Annotated in this window: 14 protein-coding genes and 4 pseudogenes; 9 read left to right on the top strand and 9 right to left on the bottom strand. The window is 64.4% G+C overall.

The genetic code is table 11. From position 1 onward, the window contains the following. A partial coding sequence (locus tag HNR01_RS26210) for a 2-dehydropantoate 2-reductase N-terminal domain-containing protein (protein ID WP_376770937.1) occupies positions 1 to 132 on the bottom strand: 132 nt, incomplete at its 3' end. Between the two features lie 259 nt (positions 133 to 391). Between HNR01_RS26210 and HNR01_RS27785 the strand changes: the two are divergent. The 6 genes and pseudogenes from HNR01_RS27785 to HNR01_RS26240 all read left to right on the top strand — a co-directional run. Beyond that, positions 392 to 944 (top strand): annotated as a pseudogene (locus HNR01_RS27785) (DDE-type integrase/transposase/recombinase); the annotation flags it as partial. Between the two features lie 582 nt (positions 945 to 1,526). Beyond that, positions 1,527 to 2,123, top strand: a pseudogene (locus HNR01_RS26220) (IS3 family transposase); the annotation flags it as partial. A gap of 903 nt (positions 2,124 to 3,026) precedes the next feature. Continuing rightward, positions 3,027 to 3,695: an exopolysaccharide biosynthesis polyprenyl glycosylphosphotransferase gene (locus tag HNR01_RS26225; protein ID WP_183670819.1), complete on the top strand. Its 669-nt coding sequence runs from the start codon at positions 3,027 to 3,029 to the stop codon at positions 3,693 to 3,695. Positions 3,696 to 3,798: 103 nt separating this feature from the next. Then, positions 3,799 to 4,992, top strand: coding sequence for a glycosyltransferase family 4 protein (locus HNR01_RS26230; protein WP_183670821.1), 1,194 nt, complete (start codon positions 3,799 to 3,801; stop codon positions 4,990 to 4,992). A 5-nt stretch (positions 4,993 to 4,997) separates the two neighbouring features. Continuing rightward, positions 4,998 to 5,477, top strand: a pseudogene (locus HNR01_RS26235) (IS5 family transposase); the annotation flags it as partial. A 10-nt stretch (positions 5,478 to 5,487) separates the two neighbouring features. Continuing rightward, positions 5,488 to 5,904, top strand: a pseudogene (locus HNR01_RS26240) (integrase core domain-containing protein); the annotation flags it as partial. Positions 5,905 to 6,008: 104 nt separating this feature from the next. Here the strand turns inward: HNR01_RS26240 and HNR01_RS26245 are convergent. After that, positions 6,009 to 6,635 carry a hypothetical protein gene (locus HNR01_RS26245; protein ID WP_183670823.1) on the bottom strand — a complete coding sequence of 209 codons (627 nt, stop codon included), beginning with the start codon at positions 6,633 to 6,635 and terminating at the stop codon, positions 6,009 to 6,011. A 444-nt stretch (positions 6,636 to 7,079) separates the two neighbouring features. Between HNR01_RS26245 and HNR01_RS26250 the strand changes: the two genes are divergently transcribed. Then, positions 7,080 to 9,380, top strand: coding sequence for a calcium-binding protein (locus tag HNR01_RS26250; protein WP_183670825.1), 2,301 nt, complete (start codon positions 7,080 to 7,082; stop codon positions 9,378 to 9,380). A gap of 165 nt (positions 9,381 to 9,545) precedes the next feature. Here HNR01_RS26250 and HNR01_RS26255 read toward each other — a convergent pair whose 3' ends face one another. The 6 genes from HNR01_RS26255 to HNR01_RS26280 form a co-directional block, all read right to left on the bottom strand. Then, complete coding sequence (locus HNR01_RS26255) at positions 9,546 to 10,517, bottom strand: NAD-dependent epimerase/dehydratase family protein (RefSeq protein WP_183670827.1); 972 nt, start codon at positions 10,515 to 10,517, stop codon at positions 9,546 to 9,548. Between the two features lie 108 nt (positions 10,518 to 10,625). After that, positions 10,626 to 11,321 (bottom strand): serine O-acetyltransferase, encoded by a 696-nt coding sequence (locus HNR01_RS26260; protein WP_183670829.1) that lies wholly within the window; start codon positions 11,319 to 11,321, stop codon positions 10,626 to 10,628. Positions 11,322 to 11,732: 411 nt separating this feature from the next. Next, positions 11,733 to 12,035: a hypothetical protein gene (locus HNR01_RS26265; protein ID WP_183670831.1), complete on the bottom strand. Its 303-nt coding sequence runs from the start codon at positions 12,033 to 12,035 to the stop codon at positions 11,733 to 11,735. A gap of 175 nt (positions 12,036 to 12,210) precedes the next feature. Then, complete coding sequence (locus tag HNR01_RS26270; RefSeq protein WP_183670833.1) at positions 12,211 to 13,602, bottom strand: O-antigen ligase family protein; 1,392 nt, start codon at positions 13,600 to 13,602, stop codon at positions 12,211 to 12,213. Positions 13,603 to 13,718: 116 nt separating this feature from the next. Further along, entirely contained in the window at positions 13,719 to 14,801 is a 1,083-nt protein-coding gene (locus tag HNR01_RS26275) for an acyltransferase family protein (protein ID WP_210313644.1), read from the bottom strand. A gap of 153 nt (positions 14,802 to 14,954) precedes the next feature. Continuing rightward, on the bottom strand, positions 14,955 to 15,782 hold the full coding sequence (locus tag HNR01_RS26280; RefSeq protein ID WP_183670837.1) for a CDP-diacylglycerol diphosphatase: 828 nt from the start codon (positions 15,780 to 15,782) through the stop codon (positions 14,955 to 14,957). Between the two features lie 453 nt (positions 15,783 to 16,235). Here HNR01_RS26280 and HNR01_RS26285 point away from each other — a divergent pair, with 453 nt between their 5' ends. Beyond that, on the top strand, positions 16,236 to 23,657 hold the full coding sequence (locus HNR01_RS26285; protein ID WP_246417676.1) for an RTX toxin: 7,422 nt from the start codon (positions 16,236 to 16,238) through the stop codon (positions 23,655 to 23,657). Between the two features lie 135 nt (positions 23,658 to 23,792). Here the strand turns inward: HNR01_RS26285 and HNR01_RS26290 are convergent, their stop codons facing one another. Continuing rightward, complete coding sequence (locus HNR01_RS26290) at positions 23,793 to 24,413, bottom strand: FkbM family methyltransferase (protein ID WP_183670841.1); 621 nt, start codon at positions 24,411 to 24,413, stop codon at positions 23,793 to 23,795. A gap of 854 nt (positions 24,414 to 25,267) precedes the next feature. On the opposite strand from HNR01_RS26290, the gene HNR01_RS26295 reads away from it, so the two are divergent. Next, the gene (locus HNR01_RS26295) at positions 25,268 to 26,062 is read left to right on the top strand and encodes a glycosyltransferase family 2 protein (protein ID WP_183670843.1); all 795 of its coding nucleotides are present in this window, start codon (positions 25,268 to 25,270) and stop codon (positions 26,060 to 26,062) included. Positions 26,063 to 26,065 lie beyond the last annotated feature (3 nt).

The raw sequence follows: 26,065 nt of genomic DNA on the forward strand, positions 1-26,065 counted from the left end.
CATGCGGCCCTCGTTGAGGGCGGCGATCTTGTCCGGATCCTTGTCGATGCAGACGACCTCGTGGCCGAAATCGGCCAGGCAGGCGCCCGAGACCAGCCCCACGTAACCGGAGCCTATCATCGCTATTTTCATCTATTGCGGCCTTCATACGCGAGGGTGAACTGTGCATTCCGATCGAGCAAATCGTATGCCACAAATCTCGTTTTATCACTGTTGCATATATAGTATGCGGAACCACAAATTAATCTTATATATTGTGATTTTTTGTAGGAGTGAAATGCAAAGATTGACGATTTCGCGTGAGTCAAATGAAGAACTAAATCCGCGCCACAAAAGTGGTTTGCCATTTATGTATCCTTTAACTCAGGAGGGCGGACGAGATTGCAATTAAGTCTGGTCCTACGACTTCGCCGATGCCCGCATGCATAATGGGCGCAAGTTCCGGGCGCTCAACGTCATCGATGAGTTCAGTCGCGAGTGCTTAGTCATCAGGGTGGCTTGCAAGCTCAAAGCAGCGGATGTGGCCGACATGCTATCCGATCCGTTCAACCGGTGCGGCACTTCAGCTCATGTTCGTTCAGACGACGGGCCGAAGTTCATCGCTAAGTCTGTCAAGAGCTGGATTGCCGGCGTGTGCTCTCGGTCCACTTGCATCACTCCGGGTTCGCCATGGGAGAACGGCTAAGTCGAGGGCTTCAATGCGCAGATCCGTGACGAACCTCTCAATGGGCAGATACTTACACGCGCAAGGAGGCGCAGATCAGGATCGAGAGTCGGAGACGCCACGACAACACGGTCAAACCGTACGGTGCGTCGCGTTAACTAACGGCCGCCGGATCCAGAGATCTTCATGCCAGCCATGGCCAGCCAACCCCTTTGCGCTTCCCCCACACACTCCGTCGACTGAACGAGCTGCGGTAGAGTGGCAGCCGATTTTGCATTAACTTTGCACCCGGACCACCACATCGGGACCGATCAGGCGCGCAAAACATCAGGCAATTAATACAGATCCCACACATCATCGGCCGAGCTCCCGCCATCGAGTGGGGACTACAGGCGCCTCCGGTGATCGTCTGTATCGGCTGCCTAGATAGAAGGCCCGAGGCTTACGCGAAGCCGCCCTTGGGATCAGCCGGGGACCTAACATCTCAGCCGACAGCAAGATCCAGAACTTCAAGCTGATCACAATCGTTTTGGCGACTCTGCGAAGCGCTCCAAGGTTTGTATCGTCAAGCTGTTTCATCAGCCCCTCCCACTGCTTCCGTAGGAACTACGCAAGTGTTGGACCAATCCCCTGGCCTGGCCGGCTGGCTTTAGACCGGGCTGATTGAGAGGTTTAGCCAGGACTGAAGGAGTCAGGGATGCGACGAGGTCACAAGACATCCTATTGATCCCTTCCGGATGGCGGATTGGCCTATTGCCGGTTCCACGAGCACCTAATTTGGGTGTGATGATGATACCGGAGGTACAGGATACAGCGTCGCAAGCTCGGACGTGAGTTGAAGGTTGAGGTGGTTCGGCTGAAGAACGCGATGCGGGCTCGTCCGAGGCGACGGCGCGGGCTGCCGAAGGACGAGGGCGTGAGAGCCGCTGCCGCTGCCAACCGCTTGGCGCGGCAGTTCGCAGCCGACGGCCCGAAACGGAAGTGGATCGCCGACTTCACCTACATCTGGACGGCCGAACGCTGGCTCTACATCGCTGCGGTGATGGACGTGTTCTCGCGCTGCGTGGTCGGCTGGTCGATGCAGGCAAGCATGACGGCGCAACTTGTGGCGGACGCGCCCGTCATGGCGGTCTGACGCAGGGGCAAGCCCGACGCGCTGCTGCATCACTCCGATCGGGGCAGCCAGTACACGAGCGAGCCGTTCCAGCGGCTGATGGCAGAACACGGCATCGTCTGCTCGATGAGCCGGTCGGGCAACGTCTGGGACAACGGGGCAATGGAGAGCTTCTTCTCATCGCTGAAGACCGAACGGCTGGCCTGGCGGACCTATCGCACGCGGGACGAGGCACGGGCCAATGTGCTCGATTACATCTAGCGCTTCTACAATGGGGCGCGGCGCCACTCGACGCTCGGCTGCTTCAGCCCCGTCGAGTTCGGGAGCCGAGACAAACTAGCTTAGGTCGGTGTCCACCAAACCGGCAGCAGGCCAGCCATCACAATTGAAAAGGAGCCGCGCTTAATGGAAAAGGCACGACCCTCGGTTCATGACTTGCTCACCTCCCGCCAGCGACAGCCCCGGACTTCCGACATGTCCCAATTCAACGCAGATCGTCTCAGACGGGCCGCAACGTGGGCCGGACACTCCATTCTCTTCGTATTGAGCGGCATCGTCTTTGTCGTCGTGCTTCTACTGATTCCGTTAGCGAGCCTCGTCATCGAAATCGCGTCGCTCGTTCGCGGGCGCCCCGTCCCTCGTCGCGGCGCGTCCCGACCTGCCAAAACTTGGTTTCGAAATGCGTCGAAGTAGCAACGCGGGACATCTGCTCGCTTCGCCTTCCCGTCTCCGCCACAGTGCTTGCCGCCATGTCTTAGCCTCTCCGCAGTGAACCCAGAGGGGAGAGCCTGAGAGGTCAATCACCTGCTGCTCGGATGGCGGGCGAGCCGTAGTTGAATAAGGTCAAGCCTGCTCCGAATCGGTGTGATTTGCTTGGCTGTGTAGAATTCAGCGGCAACAAAACCCTTTCTGGCGATTTTTGTGCGCCGCACGAGCAGCTTGCTCTGAATGGCGGCTGCGCTGTATCAAAACTGTCCAAACCGAAGGCAATTCAGGGTAACGAACGGCGATTTTTGAGCTAATCGGCCAATCGCGTCTCATTTGAATCGAAATTTAGGCAGCAGTCTATCGCCTCTGAGTCTGCCTACATAACAAGCAAGCGGTGCCACGCTCGTGGCCACTACCGCACTGATTGATCAAATTGTAGTCCTCGCTTCGAATTAACTTAACGAAACGTTGACTTGATGTCTTGGAGTCGAGAGGCTGCTGCGATAGTGCGGTGCACGCTACTTGTCTGGGGCACGCGTTATGGATTTCGCACGCCAGCGTACAGTCGAAGCTAATCCGTCGGCTCAGGGAGCCCAGCCCTTAGTTCCTATCGCAGATGCAGGACTTAAAGCCGCGGTCGATATTGTCCTGGCCGCTCTTGGCTTGGTCGCGCTGGCGCCCCTGTTCATCATCATCGCGACCGCCATTCGGATCGATTCGCCGGGAAGCGTCCTCTTCCGTCAGAAGCGCACTGGTTTGAACAATGAGCCGTTCTGGATCTACAAGTTCCGCACGATGCGCCCGCACGAGAGCGCCAACGGAATCGTCGCTCAGGCGACGCGGGATGATACCCGTATCACGCGCGTCGGTCGCTTCCTGAGACGAACGAGCCTCGACGAGCTGCCGCAATTACTTAACGTCGTGCGGGGCGAGATGTCCCTGGTCGGCCCGCGGCCGCACGCCCTTGAGCACGACCGGCTCTATTCTCGCGAGATCCCGAATTATGTCTACCGCTTCGGTGTCCGTCCCGGCCTCACAGGGCTCGCGCAGATCAGCGGGTCCCGCGGCGAGACGCCGACTGTTGCCGACATGGAGCGGCGCATCAGCCTGGATTTGCAGTATATTCAAAGTAGAACCCTCGCTATGGATCTTAAGATTATGGCCATGACTATATATCTCGAAATCATGAGGAGATCGAGCGCATATTGAGTCTCCTTCAATAAGCAAAAATCACGAATGATCGGGCGCGCAGTCTTGGCCAGTGGGGCAAAGACACCTGCACTCCTGCTTCCTAGTCCCGTGAGGCTCTCCGATGTCGTCATTTGCGATCAACGCTCGGCTCCTGCAGGCCTTTCGCCGTCCGGATGCCAAGGTGCCGATACGGGTCGGCGTGACCGGTCTTCGCGGCATCCCGAACGTCATGGGAGGCATTGAGACTCATTGCGAGCAGCTTCTACCCCGGATCAAAAATCTCCGCCCAAGCTACGACGTAGTCGTGATGGGACGCAGCCCGTATCTAGAGAGCGATTCGACTTACCGCGGCGTGAGCGTCAAGCGCCTGTTCACAATCCGCAACAAGTATCTGGAGGCAATCGTCCATACGTTTGTCTCTATCCTCTACGCCCGCCTCCTGCTCGGATGCCACGTGATCCACATCCACGGCATTGGACCGTCCCTGCTCACCCCGCTTGCCGTCGTGGCCGGCTTGAGAGTTATCGTAACCCACCACGGTGAGGACTATAACCGAGACAAGTGGAACCGCCTCGCGCGGGCGGTCCTGCGATGTGGCGAACTCCTGAGCGTGCGCTACGCGCAGGCCGTCCTGGTCGTCTCCAACGATGTTGCCGGCCGGCTGAAGGCGAGGCATGCTGCGCATCGCGGCAAGATCCACCACGTTCCCAATGGAGCGCCGCGTTGCAATGCCTCGACCGATCGGACGGCACATCGCGAGACATTGAGCCGGTTCGGGCTCGCAGAGCGGGACTACGTCTTCGCGGTCGGTCGCCTCGTGCCGGAAAAGAACTTCGGTATGTTGGTCGAGGCCTTCAAGCGGGCGAATCTCGATTGCGATCTCGTCGTCGCCGGTGCCGCCGATCACGGCGATCGCTATTCGGCTGAACTGCTCAGGAAGGCCGATCAGCGCGTTCGCTTCATCGGCTTCCAGTCGCAGGAAACTCTTGCAGTGCTGTATCGCGGTGCCGGGCTGTTCGTGCTGCCCTCATCGCATGAAGGCATGCCCATCGCTGCCTTGGAGGCGGCATCCGCCGGCTGTCCCATCCTGCTGAGCGACATCAAGCCGAATGTTGAGCTCGGCCTCGACGGGCGCAACTACTTTCCCGTCGGCGATATTCCTGCCCTCGCTCGGCGACTTAAGCAGCCTTTCGAAACTTACGCGATCGACTGGGAGATGATCAGCGCGCGATTCGACTGGGACCGGATCGCGGAGCGGACGATCGAGGTCTACGATCGGGTTTCGCAAGGGGATCGGAGCCCGGTGTTGTCCTGAATCTGCGAAAAAGGGGCGCTGCGACGGGCTCGAACCCAACGGGCCGGGGTAAGCCGAGTACAAAGCGCCACCTCGTCGCGGACGCCAACGGCACGCCGCTCAGCTTGACCCTTACGGGAGCCAACTGCCACGACAGCCACATGCTGGCGGGCACCCTCGACGCAGTGCCGGGCGTGCGCACCGGCCGGCGCGGTCGCCCGCGGCGCAGGCCGGTCAAGCTGCACGCCGACAAGGGCTAGGATCATCGCCGCTGCCGACGCGAGTGCTGAGCCCGCAGCATCATGCCCCGGATCGCGCGCCCTGGCATCGAGAGCAGTGAGCACCTGGGACGCTACCGCTGGATCGTGGAGCGGACGTTGGCGTGGCTCGCTCGCTTCCGCCGTCACGCCATCCGCTACGAGCGCCGCGCCGACCTCCACCTCGCCTTCACGACCCTTGCCTGCGTCCTTATCTGCCGAGCACAGGCCAAGCGGCTTTGTCCCTAACTCTTAGCGGATCGCAGCGGACTTTCTTCGCAATCTGGTCGCAGCCGTGCCCTACACGGTCCACACGGTGCTGACCCACAACGGTATCCAGTTCGCCGGCAACAGACCGGTGAACGAGGAGGCCGAAGTCGCTGCTGCTGCCTACTGGGCCGAGCGCGACGAGCTACGCATCTACCGCTGGCATGCGTTCATCTGGGTCTGCGAGCAGCCCATGATCTAGCATCGACTGACCAAGCCGCGCTGCCCGTGGACGAACGGTCAGGCCGAAGGGATGAACCGTACAATCAAGGACGCGACCGTCAGGCGCAACCACTACGACAGCCACGCCCAGCTGCACGCGCATTTGGCGGACTTTCTCGCCGCTTACAACTTCGATCGGCGGCTCAAGACATTACGGGGCCTCACCCCCTACGAAGCCATCTGCAAGGCATAGATCGCTGAACCAGATTGGTTCGCGGCCAACCCGCTCCACCAAAGGCCGGGACCAACCATCTATGCCTCACCCACAGAATATCGCGCCCGAGTCCGACATCATTTCGGCTCGCCCGTTAGCCAGACGATCTCCGGCGGCGGCCCGCTCGCCAGCAGGATGCGCGATACGCCGCTGACCTCGCACTTCCCGATCACGATCTTTGGGGCGATCGCGTCCTTCTTCGTCTCGACGAAGAGGAGTATGCCCGGTCCCGTCGCCACCAGGGCGTCGATCGTGATCACCTGCTGCTGCCTATGCTCGACGGCCGGGCAGATATGCAGATGCAGAGGATGCCCTTTCGCGCTTACGTCGAGGACGGGATCGCTGCTGCGCATCGATTTCGCGTGTCCGGACGACCAGAAGCGAAAGTTGTGCGCGTTCCCCCCAGCGCTGCAACGGTCGAGCGTCCAGTCCGGCCCCTTCAGATCGAAGCCCGCATCACCGTTGTCATTCGACTGGCAATTGATGAAGGTGAGGCGGGCGTTGGGCAATTCCGACGCGAATCCGTCTCCGTTGCGGTAGCGGCCGGGAATCGGCCGCATCTTGAAGTTCGACATCACCGCGTCGCGCACCGTCCAGTCGGTTCCGCCTCCCTGGAACTTGATCCCAGTCGGAAGGCTTGGTCGAACGTTGTCGCCGAGACCGCGCGCGGACACCTTCTCGATCACCCCCGAGCCGCCGATCACGCGGATGAACTCGCGGTCGCAGTTGAAGGCATGCTTCTCCCTCAGCTGCGTGTTCGGCTCGGACAGGAGGTAGAGCATCGGCCGCATCGGTTGACCTTCTCGCAATCCAGCGGACGCCGACGCGCCCGACGTCGGCGGCGGCGCCCGCCGGGGCCGGGTGCAGCTCCGCCTCGCGGCGCGACCGGAAGCATATCAAGCAACCGCTGGGCCAGACCGCCTATCTAAGCATAGCGGCGCACATGCAAAGTGCAGTCAAGCCCTTGCTTGCCTAGATTTCCACCTCTTCGCCAGCCGCCGCCGCACGCCAGCGATTTACGAGTGATGAATTTGCATGAATTTTCACCAAAATTAGGACTCGATCGATTTTTACTGGTCTCGAGTCGGGAGCAATTAATCCGGAGGTATTAGCACTGACCCGAACGAAAAATCTTGTCGGTGAGTACTATGAGCACCTTCTACGTGAGTCCGGTCGGTTCCGGGAAGCAGGACGGGACCAGCTGGGCGAACGCCGCCTCGATCAACAAGCTGGCCGGTATCGTCGAATCGGCCGAGGCCGGCAGCACGGTGCTGCTCCGGGCCGATGCGGGCACTTACACCGTCTCGCAATCCATCAATCTGAGGGGCGGCGGCACAGGCGATCAGCCGATTACGATCCGCGGGGTCGATGGGGCTGGGAACGACATGAAGGCCGTGTTCGTCGGCAACCGCGCCGAGGTGTACAGCCCGAGCGCGGCGCAGGGAACGGAGGTCTTCCGCCTCCTCGATGGTGCGGATCACCTGACGTTCGAGAACATGAGCTTCCAGAACGTGAGCAACGCGTTCCGCCTCGCCGGCACCATCACCGACATCACCGTCGAGGACATGGCGGCCGCAAATGTCAGCCGGTTCATGGACAATCTCGTGACCGGTTCGGCGAAAGCCGCCAACGTGTCGGACCTGACGATCCGCGACGTCACCGTCGACGGTTTCGCCAAGGGCGTCGTCCGGCTGCAATACGACTCGCACGACGTCGTCATCGAGCGCGTCAGCGGCGACAGCCGGCACATCGACGGGGCCAACTTCGCGATCGGCGTCGCCCTCGACGGCACGGTGCATGACGTCGTCATCCGCGACACGAGCATGGGCAACATCACCGATACGACGAACCGCTACCGCAACGGCGACGGCTTCGCGACGGAGGAGAACGTCTACAACGTGCGGTTCGAGAGAACCTACGCCTTCAACAACACCGATTCCGGCTACGATATCAAATCGAGCAGTACCGTACTGGTCGATGCCGTCTCCGAGAACAACACCCGCAATTTCCGCTTCTGGGCCACCGATACCGCAGGCAGCGATCTCAAATCGATCAATCCTTACTATCATGGTGGGTCGAGCACATCGTCGGGCGTGTGGCTCAATACGGGAGCCAAGGTGTCGATCGACGGCCTCACGCTCATCGAGGATGACGGCGTGGAGCCGCTCGTGGACCTGTACTACCCCAATGCGACGCTCAACCTGATCAATGCCGTCACCAACGCCTTGGCGGGCGCCACGCATCTCTCCGCCACGAGCGTCCTGAACGGCATCATCGTCTCACTCAAGGAGAAGCTCGAGAAGGACCTCACCCTCCTCGGTGACGACGCGAACAACCGGCTGGAGGGCGGCAACGGCAACGATCGCCTCGACGGCGGCGCCGGAGCCGACACGATGAGGGGCTTTCTCGGCAACGATACCTACGTCGTCGATCACGCCAAGGATATCGTCGTCGAGGATGCTGCGGGCGGCCACGACACGGTCCGCACCAGCCTGAGCCAGTACGCGCTGGCGGCCAACGTCGAAGACCTCGTCTACTCCGGCACGGGCCGCTTCACGGGCAACGGCAACGACCTCGACAACCGCCTGACCGGCGGGGCAGGCAGCGACAAGCTCGACGGCAAGGGGGGCAACGACATCCTCGACGGGGGTGCGGGAGCCGATACGCTGACTGGCGGGCTGGGCGACGACACCTTCCTCGTCGACGACGCCGGGGATGTCGTTGTCGAAGGCACAAGCATGGGCAACGACAGCGTGCTCACCCGCCTGTCGAGCTACACCTTGACCAAGAACGTCGAGAATCTGACTTATACCGGCACGGCCGCCTTCGCCGGCACCGGAAACACATCCGCCAACACGCTGACCGGCGGCGCGGGCAGCGACACACTCGACGGCGGCTCCGGCGCCGACCGGTTGGTCGGCGGTAAGGGCAACGACACCTACATGGTCGACAATACCGGCGACGCCGTGGTCGAGGCCGCCGGCGCCGGTACGGACACGATCGTGTCGCGGGTCAGCCTGACGCTGTCGGACAACGTCGAGAAGCTCACCCTGGCCACGACCGCCTCGATCAACGGTACCGGCAATGGGCTCGACAACGTCATCGTCGGCAATGCCGGGCTCAACGTGCTCGACGGCGGGGCGGGCCACGACGTCCTGACGGGGCTCGGCAATATCGACACCTTCGTCTTCCGGGCCGGGCAGGCGGACGGAGACGTGGTCACGGACTTCACCGGAGCCGGCTCGGCCAAGGGCGACGTGCTGAAGTTCATCGGCTACGGCAACGCGACCCTGACGCACAGCGCCGACCCAGCGCATCCGGATTGGTACGTCATCACGCCGGACGCGGCGCATGGCGGAGCGGCCGCCGCCGAGACAATCCAGATCTTGGGTGTGACCGATCTTGACCTGCTGATCGGCAAGGGACACAACGATATCCTCTTTGCCTGACCTGACCTGACCTGACCTGACCTGTCCGCCGCCCGCCCTCGCTCGGCCGGCCTGATGCCATCGGGTGGGCGGAGCGCGATCATCGTCGTGTCACGCAGTCCTTCGGCGAACCCCGTTCGGTCCGGTCCGAACGCTCGTCCCGGGTCCGGTCGTTGCGGCGGGGATTTACCGGGCGTAGCTCCGATACCACTCGACGAATTTCGGAAGGCCGGTCGCCAAGGTCGTCTTCGGCTCGTATCCGATCAGCGCGCGGATCTTCGTGATGTCCGCCCAAGTAGCGACGACGTCCCCCGGCTGCATCGGCCGCAGGATCATCCTGGCTTCTCGGCCGACGGCCTCCTCGATGTGCCTTACGAAATCGAGGAGCCGCTCCGGACGATCGTTTCCGATGTTGAGGATGTTGTTCACCCCCCGCTCAGGCGGCCTGTCGAGCACGCCGACGACGCCGTCGACGACATCGTCGATATAGGTGAAGTCGCGCTCCATGTTGCCTTCGCCGAAGATCTCGATCGGCTCGCCGCGCAGGATCTTCTGGGTGAAGGAGTAATACGCCATGTCCGGCCGGCCGGCCGGACCGTAGACCGTGAAGAAGCGCAATCCCGATTGCGGGATGCCGTAGAGATGCCCGTAGGTCGAACTTATCAGTTCGCAGGCCCGCTTGGTCGCCGCATAGAGTGACACCGGTTCGTCGACGCGATCCGATTCCCGGAAGGCGACGCCGGAGGCTGGCCGGTGCCCGTAGACGGAACTCGACGAGGCATAGACCAAGTGCTCGAAGTCGGGGGCGTGCCGGCACGCTTCGAGTACCGAGAGATGGCCGGCCAAATTGGATTTCTCGTACTCGAACGGCTTCTCGAGCGAGTACCGGACGCCCGCCTGGGCGCCGAGATGCACGACGTGACGGATGCCGTGCTCGCGCACTACCCGCGACATTCCCTCGGCGTCCGCGAAATCCATGCGGACGAGGGTGAAGCCCGGCAGGGGCTCGAGGCTCGAGATCCGGTGCTCCTTGAGCGCCGGATCGTAATAGGCGTTGAAGTTGTCGACACCGACGACCGCGTCACCCGCGTGGAGGAGCCGATGCGCGACATGCGAGCCGACGAAGCCGGCCACACCCGTGACGAGAACCGTTCTCATGGCTTGCGTTCTTCTTCGATCAAATGGGTAAACAGGAACCGGCTCGGCTCCGGCGGGCGTCGTGCCGCCGCTGACCGGCGGCGCATCCGCCGGCGATCTGGCGTGACGTCAGGTCGGCGCAACATCCAACCCTCGGTGCGATCCGGTACTCCCGTCGCGGCTCGCGGCGAATTTCGCGTAGGGGCGGGGATCGACCTGATTGTTGATGTAGCCCTCCGATCCGTGCTGCGAGATCACGACCGCCGGGTTGCCGCCGACAGCGGTGTGAGCCTCGACGTCCCGCGTGACCAGCGCGCGCGCGCCGACGGCCGCATCGTCGCCGATATGGATGCCGCCCGTGGCCATCGCCCCCGCACCGAAAAATACGCGATCTCCGACGGTGGGCGCGCCGGGGCGCTTCCCGCGGTTCATCATGCCGAGCACCGTGCCGTGGGTCATGTTGACGTTGCTGCCGATCACCGCGTCCCCATGGACGTAGATGCCGCCGAAGCGGTTGATGAAGAGGCCGGGACCGATGACCGTGTATTCCGGGATCGCGATGCCGTACTTGACGCGCAGGCGGAGCAGGATGAGTTTCGCGGGAATATAGAGAGAGTATCTCGTCCATTTCTTGTACAGGAGCAGCCCGCACAATCTGATCCAAACGGTGCATTTAAAGCCGGGCGAGAAGAGATAATGTTTGAGAAAGTTCTTCGGGCTCGGCCTACCGCTGTACCGCCGTAGATCAGAAGAGAGCAGGAAAATCAGCTCCTGGACGGAGCGCGGGCAGCCTCGGAAATGTCGCAGCTCGGAGGAGTCTGTCATGTCAGAGCCAAGCGCTCCTGTCGGGTTTCGGCACTGGGAGGCAGGAACGGTTCGGATGCAGCCACGGTCCTGCCCGGTGCGCTCCGCCGGGTGCAGCAAGTTCCGTGCAAGATCTCCTGCGCCTCTTTGCAGACGGCGGCTGATCCGGTTTCCGCTTGATCAGAGCGGGAACCGGATCAGCAAGCCCGCGCGGCGCTTGAGCGAAGCCGACATCCCGAAGGGGGCAGCCGAATATCGTATGACATCGCAGAGCAGGCTGCAAATCCCGGAACAGGTTCTCGACGGCAGCGGCGATGTCTCGGTCCATCCCGGCGCGTCGGGTGCCCGAGATGTCGATGAAGCCCGCCTGCACCAGCCCGACCGCCATGCGGCGGTGGCGAGACGATGCGCGCCGGAGTTGGTCCGTTGTGGTCAGTCCGCCAGGGTCGTCTTAGCTCGCGCCATCCCACGTGCGGCCGCCCGCCGACGACGGGTGCGGCGCAGGTTCACGGCGAATGCAACGGCACCGGCGATCGCGCTGGCGCCGAGGGAGGCGCTCAGCAGCGCGATGACGATGCCGTGGCTCCACAGAGCGGCTGCGATCAACGGAAACGTCACCACGCCGCAGAGAAGATAAAGCAACATCGTGTCGTCCCGCCATACGGCCATTCGCGCAGAACGGCGTCGAAGCATCTGGTTGTAGACGGGTATGGTGTAGGAAGTCTTCCATGCCACGTCCGGCACTGCGACGGCGTGCCGGGAAGTCGGGGGTTTCCCGCCCCTCGCACCGCCCACGCTGCGCCATCGTAAGGGGCGACGACGCGACCATCATTCGGGATATTGTGAGGCATCCGACGCCGGAGGCGGACGCTCTGACGGTGGACGAGCTCGATGCGAAGAGGGCGAGGCGTTACCGGGCTGCGATGTCTGGGGCGCCGTATTCCGAGGGGTTCGGGAGGCGCCGCCCCATCGGGGCCGATCCGAGCGGGCCGAGGCTCCGGCGTGCCGATGCGGCATGCAGATACCAGCTGTGTCCGAGCAGGATGCCGAACAGCAGATTTCCCTCCACCTGCCAGAGCGGCATGGTGGCAAAATTCAGTAGGAGGAAACTCGTCGACGCGTATACCGCGAGCGTCCGCTCGGGCCCGCGCGAGGCGATGCCTCTGGCGACGTAATCCGCGAACACGATGCAGAGGCCGATCAGGCCGAGCAGTCCGTCCTCGTAGAGGATCGAGACGAAGGTGTTGTGCGCGTAAATGACGAAGACACCCTGCCATGCGTCCGGCCCGAAGCCGAACAGGGTGGCCCAGACGTCGCCGCGCAGCCACGCGGTCAGATAGGCCGACCAGATATAGGCCCTGCCCGAGAAGAGCTGCTGCTCGTCACGCGTGAAGTATTCCGGCGGCTTGATCAGGCTCGCCCCCTTCGACAGGGCGGTCGCGATGTCCTGGAGGCGATCGGCCGCCAGGAGCACGAGCACCGAGCCCGCCGCTGCGACGATCAGCAGTGCGATGACGAGCGCGGCAGGCCGCTGGTCGCGGCGGATCGGTGCGGTCGACGTTGTCATCAGGTAGCAGATCAGGATCGGGATGACCGCGAGCATCGCCGTCCGATAATTGGCGAGGACCAGACCGACCAGGCCGATCATCAGACAGAGCAGGCTGCTCACGGAGGGGCGCCGCAGGAACACCGCCGCGAACAGGAACGTCACTAGCATGATCGAGAACGCGGCCTCGTGCGCGAAACCGCCTATGAAGCTGCCCGAGCCGTCCAACTCTGACATCTTCTTGAGCCCGATCGCCACCGAGATCCACTGCTCCACGACCGGCAGGAAGAACGACGTCGCCACGACCTTCATCGTGGTCTCGACACCGGCGGTGCGGATGGCGTGATAGGTCAGGTTGGCGATGCAGAGCAGATAGCTGAGCTTGATCACGGCGTTGATGCCGCCGGCCGCGCGTCCGTTCACGCCCGCGCTCAGGACGATCGCGAGCAAGAAGACGAGGAAGGCCCAGGCATAGCGGTGGAAGAGGGCGCGCGGGCCGAGCAGCACGACCGTCAGCGCGATCACAGCGCATGAGCCGATCGCGTTGATCGACAATCCGCCGACCGACGGCGGGAAGGTAATCGGGTGCCAGGCGGACAGGACGTAGCGGAACCAGAACGCGAACGCCAAGGCGCGCACGTAGTTGTTGCGCACGAAGAGGCAGACGGCGAGCAGAAGGGCTCCGGACAGGCCCGTTGTCCCAATCAGGATCGGGGCCGGCATCGGGGGGACGGGAATGGCGACGGCTGGGGCCATCGGAGCCTCGAAGGGGATCGTCGGTTCGCAACCCTGAGAGGCGACCGCCCGAATCGGACGCTCGCACCAGGAGATCGTCGCGCCGCGCCGGTCGACGGCGCGGCGCGAGGGACGCCTTATCCGGTGGCGCCGGACCCGCGCAGACGGACGGTCGGACCGGCCTTCGGCACCGCCGGTCCGGATCTCGCCAGCCTCACGCCGAACAGGCGCAAGACCGGCTTCTCGACCGCGATGAAGAACAGCAGGCCGCCCGCGAGGCCGGCGAACAGCCCGGCCGGGACAAGGAGGGATAGCGGCTGCGCATCGGTGAACAAACGCTTGGCGAGCACGTTCACGGCCGCTATACAGTATATGTGCCCAAGATAGATCGAGTAGGACGCATTGCCGAGGCCTTCGAGCGCCTTCCAATGCGGTAGCCGCCGTTCGGCCCGCAGTCCGACAGCAACGAGAGCCGTGCTGCCGATGATCATGGACGCGCCGGCGAGTTCCGCCCCACGGGTCCCGCGCTCGAGCAGGAACCCGCCCAGGCAACCTAGCACGGCCAGCGCGAGGAGGAGCGGGGCGGCCCTATCGGGCATTCTGTCCCAAACGTCGTTGAGCCGGAGCAGGCCGAGCCAGGCGCCCGCGCAAAAGGCCAGCAGCATGTAGTTGCTGTAGGTGTCGAGCAGGACCGCCCGCGGCTCGAAGAGCAACCCGAGGATGACGAATGCCGCGAAGGTTAGGCTGATCGCCGTCACTCGGCGCAGCGCTGTGGTGAAGAACAGCATCGCGAAGACAAGATAAAAGAACATCTCGTAGTTGAGTGTCCATCCGAGCTTCAGCAGCGGCGCCGTGTCTCCGCTTGGCGAGACGTGCGGCACGAACAGCAGCGACAGAATGAAGTGGTCGAGCGAGAAGACCGACGTCTTGAAGATGCTCGGTGCGCTGATCGCCAGGGCCGCGGTCGCGAAGGTCGCGATCCAGTAGAGCGGCACGATGCGCACGACGCGCCGCCGCAGGAAGTCGCGGCTGTCGAACCGGCCCGATCCGGTCACGAACACCATGACGAAGCCGCTGATGACGAAGAACAAGATCACGCCGAGCCGACCGACGCGGATCCAGTCGAAGTCGGGCGACTTCATCGGGTACTGCACCGAATGCGCGAGAAGGACCGCGAGCACGGCCAGTCCGCGCAGGTACTGGATCGACACTATCCGCATGGGGCCGCTTCCGACGCTCCGCTTTATCGGATGCAGCAAGCCTCGACGGCCCCGCCGCGCCCTGGAGAGCCGCCACGATGCACGTGCCGCGCCAAGACGGGGCCGGCGCAATCGTCGGGGCCGCCTCGGACCGCACGGGTCAGGCCCGGTGGCTCAGCGGACCACCCGGAGGAGTCGGCCGGTCCGCTCGCATCCATTGTCGAGAAGCTTCTCGACCGTGCGCTCCTGGTGCGGGGCGGCCAGCAGGAGCATGCCGTCGTCCGCGACGGAGCCTTGCGGCGACGCCTCCTCTGAGACGAGCAGAGCCCCGACCCTGGAGAGGCCGGCGCCGGCAGGCGACGCGGAGGCGAGCAACGTGAAGAGATTGCCGCGCTCGACATCCGTCCGCCCTATCCGGCGGGCGGTGAAATGCTCGCCCGCGACGATCATGGACTTCACGCCGCCGTCCCGATCGAGACCCGCCGCCTGCGCCCGGATCGATTGTAGGTAGCGGGGGCGGATGCATTCCACATGGATATGAAGCTGGTCCTGGCTCCTGACGCGGTCGGCATTGACGGCCAGCCCGATAAAGGCGTTCGAGATCGCGAAACCGGCCCCTTCGGACACGAGCGGACGGGTTGCGAGCGCTTCCACCCAGAGGCTGCCATAGGAGGCTCCCTGCAGACGCGGATCCTCAAGGCCCGGGATGGCTTCCGCCGGCATGACGAGAAGATGCGTCCGGCTTCCCGGAACGCGTAGAACGACGTACGGCGTCGCTCCCTTTTCCCCGGTCCCGATGCGCAGGCAGGGAAACGTCAGGGCGAAGCGCTTCGCCAGGATGCATCCTTCGACCACCGCCCGCAGCGAGGTCCGCGGCAGACCGGCACTGATCGCCCGCGGCAGCAGGGTACTGGCGAGGGCGGCCGCGATTACCGACAGGATGACAGCCCGCTTAGAGAGGCGGATCACGGCCTCGGCGATCGCCCGGTTGCGGCGGCCCATCGGTGATCCGCGGCAGCGTCGTCGCGCGATCGTTGATTGGGGGGTCTGCCGCCGTCAGGCGCGGGCACGCGGAGCGAAGCGGGATCCGGCGGAAGCGTCTTCATCGATCGGCTCGGTCATAAAGCCCTGAGGCGCGGGCGGGAGACGGAAGGGCGATCATCAACACCCGGAACAGAGTACGTGAGTCGCATTCCACGCAAATGCGCAAAATTTATGCCGAATTGCATCAAATTTTATCTTTCTATGTTGTGATGCCCGAAAGAGGTTTTCGGCACGCGTGCAAGTACCTTCGCGATCAAAGCAGAATTCATCGATCGGGTCCCATCGCGCCGCGCATGCGGAAGCGAACCTCGGGAGTGCCGCTCATGGAAGAGGAGCTCGGCAACCACCAATGACGGGGTTGCAAGCGCAATGGTCCGCAGCGCGCCGTGTACGAGAATCTGCGAGGCGCCGATGCCGACGATGTACCTCTCGCCGACAGGCTCCGGAAACGGGAGCGGCGCCGATTGGGGCAATGCGGCCCGATTGACTGACCTCAACGCGATGATCACGGCCGCCGGTCCGGGCGGCACAGTGCTCCTGCGCGCCGACCAGGGCGCCTACGCGATGAACTCCAGCGTCGACGTCACCTCGGGCGGCGCCGCGGGCGCGAGCGTGACCGTGATGGGTGTCGACGGCGCCGGCAATCCCATGAACGCCCAGATCGTCGGCACGCGCACGGCACCCTACGACGTGAACGGCAACAAGGGTCTCGAGGTATTCCGCCTGTTGGAAGGCGCCGATCACCTCAGCCTACAATACATGAGTTTCGAGAATATCGGTGCTGGCGCCATCCGCGTCGGCGCCCCGATCTCGGATCTGACCGTCGGCAACATGGAGGCGACCAACGTCCAGCGCTTCTTCGAGAACTTCGCCAGCTCCGGGCGGTCGGACGCGACAATCACCGGCCTGACAATCCACGACGTCTCGATCCGCGGCTACTCGAAGGGCGCGATCCGCGTCCAGTACGACTCGTCCGACATTCTGATCCGCGACGTGATCGGGAACAGCGACGCCCAGGACGGCGACATGTTCGCCATCGGCCTCGCCTTCGATGGGACCGCCCACGACGCGCTGATCCAGCGGGTCGAGATGTTCAATTCCAGGGACACGGCCAGCATCGGCTACTGGAACGGTGACGGGTTCGTGACCGAGCTCGGCAATTACGACATCGCCTTTGAGCAGGTGGTCGCCACCGGCAACACCGATGGTGGGTTCGATCTGAAGTCCCAGTCGACGACGATCCGCGACGTCATCTCGCTCGACAACGGTCACAGCTTCAGGCTGTGGGATTACGCCGTCTCGATCGAGAACGTGATCGCCGGCGAGACCAACCTGCACGGTGGGTCCGGATTGCCGGCCTCGATCTGGATGAGCCGCGGGGCATCCGACTGGGTCCGCGACGGCTTCTTCATCGAGTCCGATCCGACGACGCCGATCTTCGACCTGCGCTATGGGAACCAGACGCTGACGCTGCAGGACGTCTACACGGTCGGCGCGGTGCCGGTCGTCGCGGCCGGCGGATCGACGGTCGCGATTCAGCCGGGATCGGGACTGACGACCTATCGCCCGGGTAGTGCGGGCGACGAGACGATCGTCGGCGGCGCCTTGCGGGACATCATACACAGTGCGGGCGGAAACGACCGACTTTTCGGCGCCGACAGCGGCGACCAGCTGATCGGCGGAGACGGTAACGACCTCCTCGACGGCGGGAGTGGTGAGGACCTCCTCTACGGGGGGAGCGGCGACGACACCTACATCATCGACTCGGTCAACGACCTGATGGCCGAGCTGGTGGGCGAAGGCACGGATCTTGTCGTCACCTCGCTCGACAGCTACCGACTGCGGGCTAACACCGAGAACCTCACGGCGACCACCACCGGCAGTTTCGCCGGCTACGGCAACGAGCTCGACAACAGGATCTCCTCGGGCTCGGGCAACGACACGCTGTCCGGCGACGCCGGCAACGACACCCTAGACGGCGGCGGCGGCGCGGACCGGATGACCGGCGGCCTCGGCGACGACGTCTACGTGGTCGACGATGTCGGCGACGTCGTGATCGAGCGCCCGGGCGGCGGCACCGACACCATCCGCACCGGCCTGAGCAGCGACACGCTGCCCGATCAGGTCGAGGCCATCCTCTACACGGGCAACGGGGACTTCACCGGCACCGGCAACGCGCTCGACAACTTCATCATCGGCGGCGCGGGTCGCGACACGCTCGTCGGCCTCGACGGCAACGACACGCTCGACGGCGCCGCGGGGGCCGATCTGCTTGTCGGCGGCAGCGGGAACGACACCTACCGGGTCGATACGGCATCGGACGCCATCGTCGAGGATGCTGGCGGCGGCTTCGACCTGGTGCTGGCGAGCGCCGCCGCCTTCACTCTCGGCGCGAACCTCGAAAATCTCACCTTCATCGGCAGCGGCGATTTCGGTGGCACCGGCAACCATCTCGACAACCGTCTCGTCGGTGGCGGCGGCAACGACACGCTGCTCGGGCTCGGCGGCAACGACACGCTCGTCGGCGGGGCCGGCGGCAACCAGCTGATCGGCGGGCTTGGCGACGACACCTACGAGGTCGGCTCCGCCGCCGACACGGTCGTGGAGGCGCCCGGCGAGGGGAGCGACCTCGTCCGGACAGCGCTCGTCTCCTACACACTGGGAGCAAATCTCGAACGTCTGACCTTCACGGGAACGGGTGCCTTCGCCGGGACCGGCAACGCACTCGACAATGTCCTGACGGGCGGTGATGGAAACGACACGCTCGACGGGGCCGGCGGCGGCGACCTTCTCGTCGGCGGCCTCGGCGACGACATCTACGTAGTCGACGACGCGTCGGACGTCGTCGCCGAGAGCCCCGGCGGGGGATGGGACATCGTCCGCACCAGCCTGTCGTCCTACGACCTCGGCCTCGACGTCGAGGGGCTCGCCTTCACGCGGGATGGAAACGTCGTAGGCCGTGGCAACGCCCTCGACAATGCCATGACCGCCGGGGCCGGCAACGACGCGCTCATGGGATTGGCCGGGAACGACGTCCTCGACGGCGGCAGCGGCGACGACGTTCTGACCGGCGGTACGGGCGACGATACCTACGTCGTGGACTCGGCGGGAGACGTGGTGGTCGAAGCCGTATCGGAGGGCAACGACACGATCCGCACTGCGCTCTCCGGTTATACCCTCGGCGACAATCTGGAGAACCTCGTCGCGACGGGCTCGTCGGGCTTTTCCGGCACGGGTAACGCCCTCGACAACTGTGTGACCGGCGGTGCGGGAGCCGACACCCTGTTGGGTCTCGATGGAAACGACGTGCTCGACGGGGGCGAGGGTGCCGATACCCTGATCGGGGGCGCCGGCGACGACAAGTTTATCGTGGACGATGCCGGCGACGTGATCGTCGAGCGGGCCTTCGAGGGCACCGACCTCGTATGGACCACGCTCGGGACCTACACGCTGAGCGACGAGGTCGAGCGCCTCGTCTTCGTCGGGACCGGAGCCTTCCGCGGCACGGGCAACGCCCTAGACAACACCATCACCGGTGGGGCGGGCGACGACACCCTCGACGGCGCCGCCGGCGCGGATGTGCTCGTCGGCGGCGCGGGCAATGACATCTACCTCGTGCGTGACGGCGACGGACCCGACACGATCGTCGAGGCGGCCGGCCAGGGCATCGACACCGTCGTGACGACGGGCGCCTCCTACGTCCTCGGCGCGGAGATCGAGCGCCTCGTTGGGCTGGGCAGCGCCTCCTTCACCGGAACCGGAAACGGCCTCGACAACACCATTGTGGCCGGCGTCGGCAGCGACACGCTCGATGGACAGGCCGGCGACGACACGCTCGACGGCGGCGCAGGCGACGACACGATGGTCGGTGGCGCCGGCAACGACACCTTCATCGTCGATTCGGCCCAGGACGTCGTCATCGAGTATGCCGGTGGCGGCACCGACACCGTGAGGGTCGCGATCGCGGCTTACGCGCTCGCGGCGAATGTTGAGGCTCTGGTCTACACGGGCACCGCGGCCTTCGCTGGCACCGGCAACGACGGCGACAACCTGTTCGTCGGCGGCGCCGGCAACGACACGCTCGACGGCGGCCGCGGCAACGACGTCCTGACCGGCGGCGCGGGCGCCGACCGCCTCATCGGTGGTGCCGGAGACGACACCTACGACGTCGACGATGCCGGCGACGTCGTCGTCGAGAACGACGGCGAGGGCACCGATCTCGTCCGGACAACCCTGGGCAGCGCCACGCTTGCGGCGAACGTCGAGAACCTTACCTTCGTCGGGACCGGAAACTTCGCCGGGACCGGCAACGAGCGCGACAACGTCATCACCGGCGGCGCCGGCAACGACACCCTGACCGGTGGCGCCGGCAACGATTATCTGATGGGCGGCGGCGGCACGGACCGCCTCGTCGGCGGACTGGGAGACGACGTCTACGAGATCACGAAGGTGGGCGCGACGCTCGTCGAGGCGGCGGGGGAAGGGATCGATCTCGTCCTCGCCGGGCTCGCCAGCTATGCCCTCGGCGCCAACATCGAGAACCTCACTTATACGGGCACGGTCGCCTTCTCCGGCACCGGCAATGCCCTCGCCAACATCCTCACCGGCGGCGCCGGCAACGACACGCTCACCGGCGGCGGCGGCGCCGATACGCTGATCGGAGGCGCCGGCTCGGATACCGCCGCCTACGTCGCCAGCGCGTCGGCCGTGACGGTGAGCCTGCAATCCGGCTCCGGCTCAGGTGGGGACGCGGCGGGCGACATCCTGTCCGGCATCGAGAATCTAACCGGCTCGGGGTTTGCCGACACGCTATCCGGCGACGACGGCGCGAACGCGCTGCGCGGCGGAAACGGCAACGACCTGCTCTCGGGCCTCGGCGGCAACGACACGCTCATCGGTCAAGGCGGCGACGACACGCTGTCGGGCGGCACGGGCAATGACACCTATGTCGTCGAGAATGCCGGCGACGTCGTCGTCGAGAATGCTGGCGAGGGCACCGATCTCGTCCAGACCGCGCTCGCCGGATACGTCCTGACCGCCCATGTGGAGAACCTCACCTTCACCGGCGGCGCGGGCAGCTTCGCGGGGACGGGGAACGCGCTCGACAATGCGATCGTGGGGGGAACCGGAAACGACACGCTCAACGGGCTCGCCGGAAACGACACCCTGGACGGCGGCGCGGGCAGCGACCGCCTCGACGGCGGAATCGGCGACGATACGCTCAACGGGCGCGCGGGTGCCGATACGCTGATCGGCAGCGAGGGGACCGACACGGCGACCTACGCCAACAGCACAGCCGGCGTCACCGTCAGCGTCGCCGCCGGCACCGGTGCCGGCGGCGACGCGGCGGGCGACACCCTGTCGGGCATCGAGAACCTGACGGGCTCGAACCTTGCCGACGTGCTGGTCGGAGACGGCGGCGTGAACGTGCTCGCCGGAGGCAATGGAGCCGATATCCTCGATGGAAACGGCGGCGCCGACACGCTGATCGGCGGCATTGGCGACGACATCTTCATCGTCGCCAATGCGGGGGTGACGATCGTCGAACTCGCGGGACAGGGCAACGACATCCTCCGGACGACGCTGAACGCCTACACGCTCGATGCCTTCATCGAGGATCTGACCTTCACCGGAACGGGTGATTTCACCGGCCTCGGCAACACCTTGAACAACGTGATGCGGGGCGGCGCCGGAAACGACGTCCTGATCGGCGGCACCGGCGAAGACGTGATGATCGGCGGCGCGGGCAACGACAGCTACGACGTCGACAACGCCTCGGACAAGATCATCGAGCGGGCGGACGAGGGGATCGACACCGTCTCCGTCTCGCGCAGCCGATATACCCTCTCGGCCCATATCGAGAACCTGATCTCGAAGTTCGCGTATATCGGCGGCACCAGCTTCACAGGCTTCGGTAACGATCTCGACAACGTGCTGGTCGGCGGCAGCGGGACGGACTGGCTCGACGGCGAGACCGGCGCTGACACGCTAATCGGAGGCCTCGGCGACGACAATTACTACGTCGACTCACCCGACGACGTCATCGTCGAGGATACCGGCGCCGGATACGACTACGTTCGCGTCACCGCAACGACCTATCGCCTGTCGGCCAATGTCGAGCGGATGCAGTACACGGGAGCCGGCAGCTTCGTCGGCTACGGCAACGACCTCGATAATCTCCTGAACAGCGGCGATGGCGACGACACGCTCTACGGCGGAGCCGGCAACGACAGCTTCTTCGCGGGCAACGGCAACGACACGCTCTACGGCGGGACCGGGGACGACAGCTACCGCATCGAATCGACGGACGATCGAGTCATCGAGGCGGCCGGTGAGGGAACCGACCTGATCCGAACGACGCTGAACCGCTACGTTCTGCCTGACAACGTCGAGAACCTCAGCTTCGCCGGTGGCCCCGTGAGCTTTTCCGGGACGGGCAACGCGCTGGCCAACGCGATCACCGGCGGATCGGGCCAGGACGTGCTCGACGGCGGCGCGGGCGCCGACACCCTCACAGGTGCGGCCGGAAACGACACCTACATCGTCGATGATCCCGGCGACGTCGTGGTCGAGCTGGTCAATGGCGGCATCGACACGGTTCGTACCACGCTCGCCGGCTATTGGCTCGCCGACAATGTCGACACCCTCGTTTTCGTCGGCCTTGGGTCCTTCTCGGGCGTCGGCAACGCACTCGACAACGCGATGACCGGTGGTGCGGGCGCTGATACGCTCGACGCGAAATCCGGCAACGATACCCTCGACGGCGGAGCCGGCGCCGACAGGATGATCGGCGGGCTCGGCGACGACACGTTCCTCGTCGACGACGCGCGCGATATCGTGGTCGAGAATACCGGCGAAGGCACCGACGTCGTCGTCACGGGCCTGTCGAGCTACACGCTCGCGGCCCATGTCGAGCAACTGCGCTTCGTTGGTACGGGCGCCTTCGTCGGCAGCGGCAACGAGCTCGCCAATACCCTCACGGGCGGCAGCGGCAACGATCTCCTCGACGGCAAGGGCGGCAACGATCTCCTCGACGGCGGCCTCGGATCGGATACCCTGACCGGAGGGATGGGCGACGACACCTACCTGGTCGACGATGTCGGCGACAGCGTCGTCGAGGGCACGTCCGCCGGCACCGACACCGTGCTCACCGGCCTGTCGAGCTACACGCTCGCCAAGAACCTCGAAAACCTCACCTATACCGGCTCCGACAGCTTCACCGGGACCGGCAACACCGTCGCCAACACCCTCACCGGCGGCGCCGGCAACGACACTCTCGACGGCGGATCAGGCGCCGACATCCTCGTCGGCAACCGCGGCGACGACACCTACCTCGTCGACAATGCCGCCGACCGCGTCGTCGAGGAATCGGGGGGCGGCATCGACACCATCCTCTCGCGCGTCAGCTACACCCTGTCCGACAATGTCGAGAACCTGACGCTCGCCACGACGAGTTCCCTCAACGCCACCGGCAACGGCCTCGACAACACCCTCGTCGGCAATGCCGGCCTCAACGTCCTCGACGGCGGCGCCGGACACGACGTGCTCACCGGCCTCGGCAACAATGATACCTTCGTCTTCAGGCTGGGGCAGGCCGACGGCGATGTCGTCACCGACTTCACCGGGGCCGGCCTCACCAGGGGCGATGTCGTCATGTTCGTCGGCTACGGCAACGCGACGATCACCCGGAGCACCGATCCCGCCCATCCGGACCACTACATCATCACCCCCGATGCTACCCATGGTGGTGCCGCCGAGACGATCCAGATCACGGGCGTGACGAACCTCGACCTCCTCACGGGCGGTCAGCACAACGACATCGTCTTCGTGTGAGGAGATGATTCAGAAACGGAGCGATGAAGCGGCATCCGGACCGGCCCGGGGGCCGGTCGCCGCGCGCTCATACCGTCGCCGTCCCGCGAGCCGGCCGCCATCTCGCGGGAGGGAGGTCGACCGTCCGCCGGCCGGTCATTTGATCCAGACCAGATTCTCGCCAATGATGAGCAGGTCTCGATCCTTGTTCATCATCATGGTCTGCATTGTCCGGCTCGACGCATCCTCCGGAAGGAGCCAGTCGTGCGGTTCGACGATTACCGCGTGCGCTTGGTCGATCCACTCCGTGTTCCGGGAAAATAGTTCCTTCTCGAATCCTTCGATGTCGATCTTGACGATAAGCAACTCGGTCTCGTCCGATCGTGAGGCGAGATCGTTGATCGTCACGATGGGCAACCCGCTCTCCGAGCGCTGCGTGCGAGTCGCCCAGGACTGGCTCTGGCTCGTCTCGATCGAGGCGAAGCCGGGCGTCGAGCCGATGGCCGCCTCGATGACCTCGACCTGTCCGAGCGCTTTCGTGTTCGCCTTGCAGAGAGCGACGTTCCCGGGATCGGGTTCGACGCAGATGATGCGCGCGAGCGGATAGGCCCGCGAGAAGAAACGGGCGGCGAAGCCGACATTGGCGCCCGCGTCGATGATGAGAGGCGTCTTGTTTCGCCGGAGAATGGCGGCGTAGGCGTCCCTTACGGTCCTCCCTTGGGGACGGCTGTCGAGATCATACTCCCGATGCACGAAAATCTGCCTCAGGACGGCCATGTCGGAATTGCCCGGACGCAGGTTGATCTGCCCGATTCGGGTCGAAATCTCTCCAAATGCGGCTTTGAGCGCCTTCTTCCGAGTAACTTGTCCTGCAAGCGACGGGCAAGGATCGAAAATCCAAACTCTTCAAGATCCCTGACGTTCGCGTGGAGCTTTCGGGTGGCTTGACCGACAAGAGACATGATGATCCTGCATCATTGGCCTGATGATCGTCGCACCGCGCAGATCGGTGACTGCTCGGGGGCAGTAACCTCTACGGAGGGCGATTTTTGTGCCAATTCAGCCGCCGCTGCAGCAAAGTGCTCGAATCGAAGCCTGCATCGTGAAAACAGAGATCCTCACCGGGACGACCGGTCTGGCTCTCTCGACAGGGGTCGGGGTGAGTGCCGGAAATGGGAGCCAAGCGGCGCAAGATGAAGCGGCACATGAATGATGACAGTCGTCCGGTTCCGCCCAGCTGACGGACGAACGCCTCTCGCGTCGTCCTGGAATTAGAGCATCGTCCCGAAAGGTGGTTTCCGGCTTTCGGAAAAAAGACGATGCAACATCAGAGACCTAGAGCATCGTCGTCGTGGCCGGTGATGGATCGCCCCAGAGCCATGCTCAAGAATGCGGCATGTTTTGCTTCATGTCTTGCCGCCGCCCCGGCCTCCTCGCACGGCCTCCTCGCACGGCACGTCGGCAACGCGAGGCGAATACGAAACGAAGACGAACGGGCCGAACCGGCTGCCGGTCTGCTTTCGGCACGAGGCGTGCTTGAGCGGACTTCGCCGTCGCGGCGGATCTTAAGGTTGGCGTCGCGGCGGGCAGCCAAGCCATGATCCGGCGTGAGCGCGAGGGACCGAGCGGCGATGAAAGTGTCCTACTGCACGACCTGCAAGGGCAGGCTGTCCTTCGTCGCCGAGACGCTGCCGCGCAACCTCGAGGCCGAGAGCGGCAATCCGGACGTGGAGTTCGTCATCCTCGACTACGACAGTGCCGACGGCCTGCGCGAGTGGCTCTACGGGACCTACGGCGACCTGATCCAGACCGGCCGCATCCGCTACGCGCGCTTCGCTCCGGCGCCCACCTTCCGGATGGCGCACGCGAAGAACATGGCCCATCTCGCGGCCTCGGGCGACATCCTCTGCTCGGTCGATGCCGACAACCTGATCGCGAAGGACAAGTCGCTCTGGCTGCGAGAGACCTTTGCCGCGATGCCGGACTTCATCGCCTCCCCCCGCATTCTCTCGCTCCCGGGCTTCGTGCAGCAGCGCTGGCTGAATCGCTTCATCGGCCGGGCGACGCCTACATCCGGCATCTGCGGTCGGGTCGCCGTGTCGCGCGCCAACTTCCTGCGCTTGGGCGGCTACGACGAGACGATGTCGGCCTGGGGCGGCGACGACATCGAGTTCATGCTCAAGGCGCGCGACAACGGCCTGACCTGCCTCACCCTGCCCGAGCCGTTCTGGGGGCGCGCGATCGAGCATTCGAACGATCTGCGGCTGGAGCATATGAGCGGGAGGGACCGGGCGGTGTCGCGCACGCGCCTCGGCGTCTCCGCCATCGAACAGCTGAAGAATCGCGCCTCGCAATTCTCCAAGACCGGCCGCGAGACCAGCGACATCACCGCGCCGCCGAACCTCGAGGTCTTCGGCGCGATCTGACGA

The organism is Methylorubrum rhodesianum (assembly GCF_014199985.1).
GTDB lineage: Bacteria > Pseudomonadota > Alphaproteobacteria > Rhizobiales > Beijerinckiaceae > Methylobacterium > Methylobacterium rhodesianum.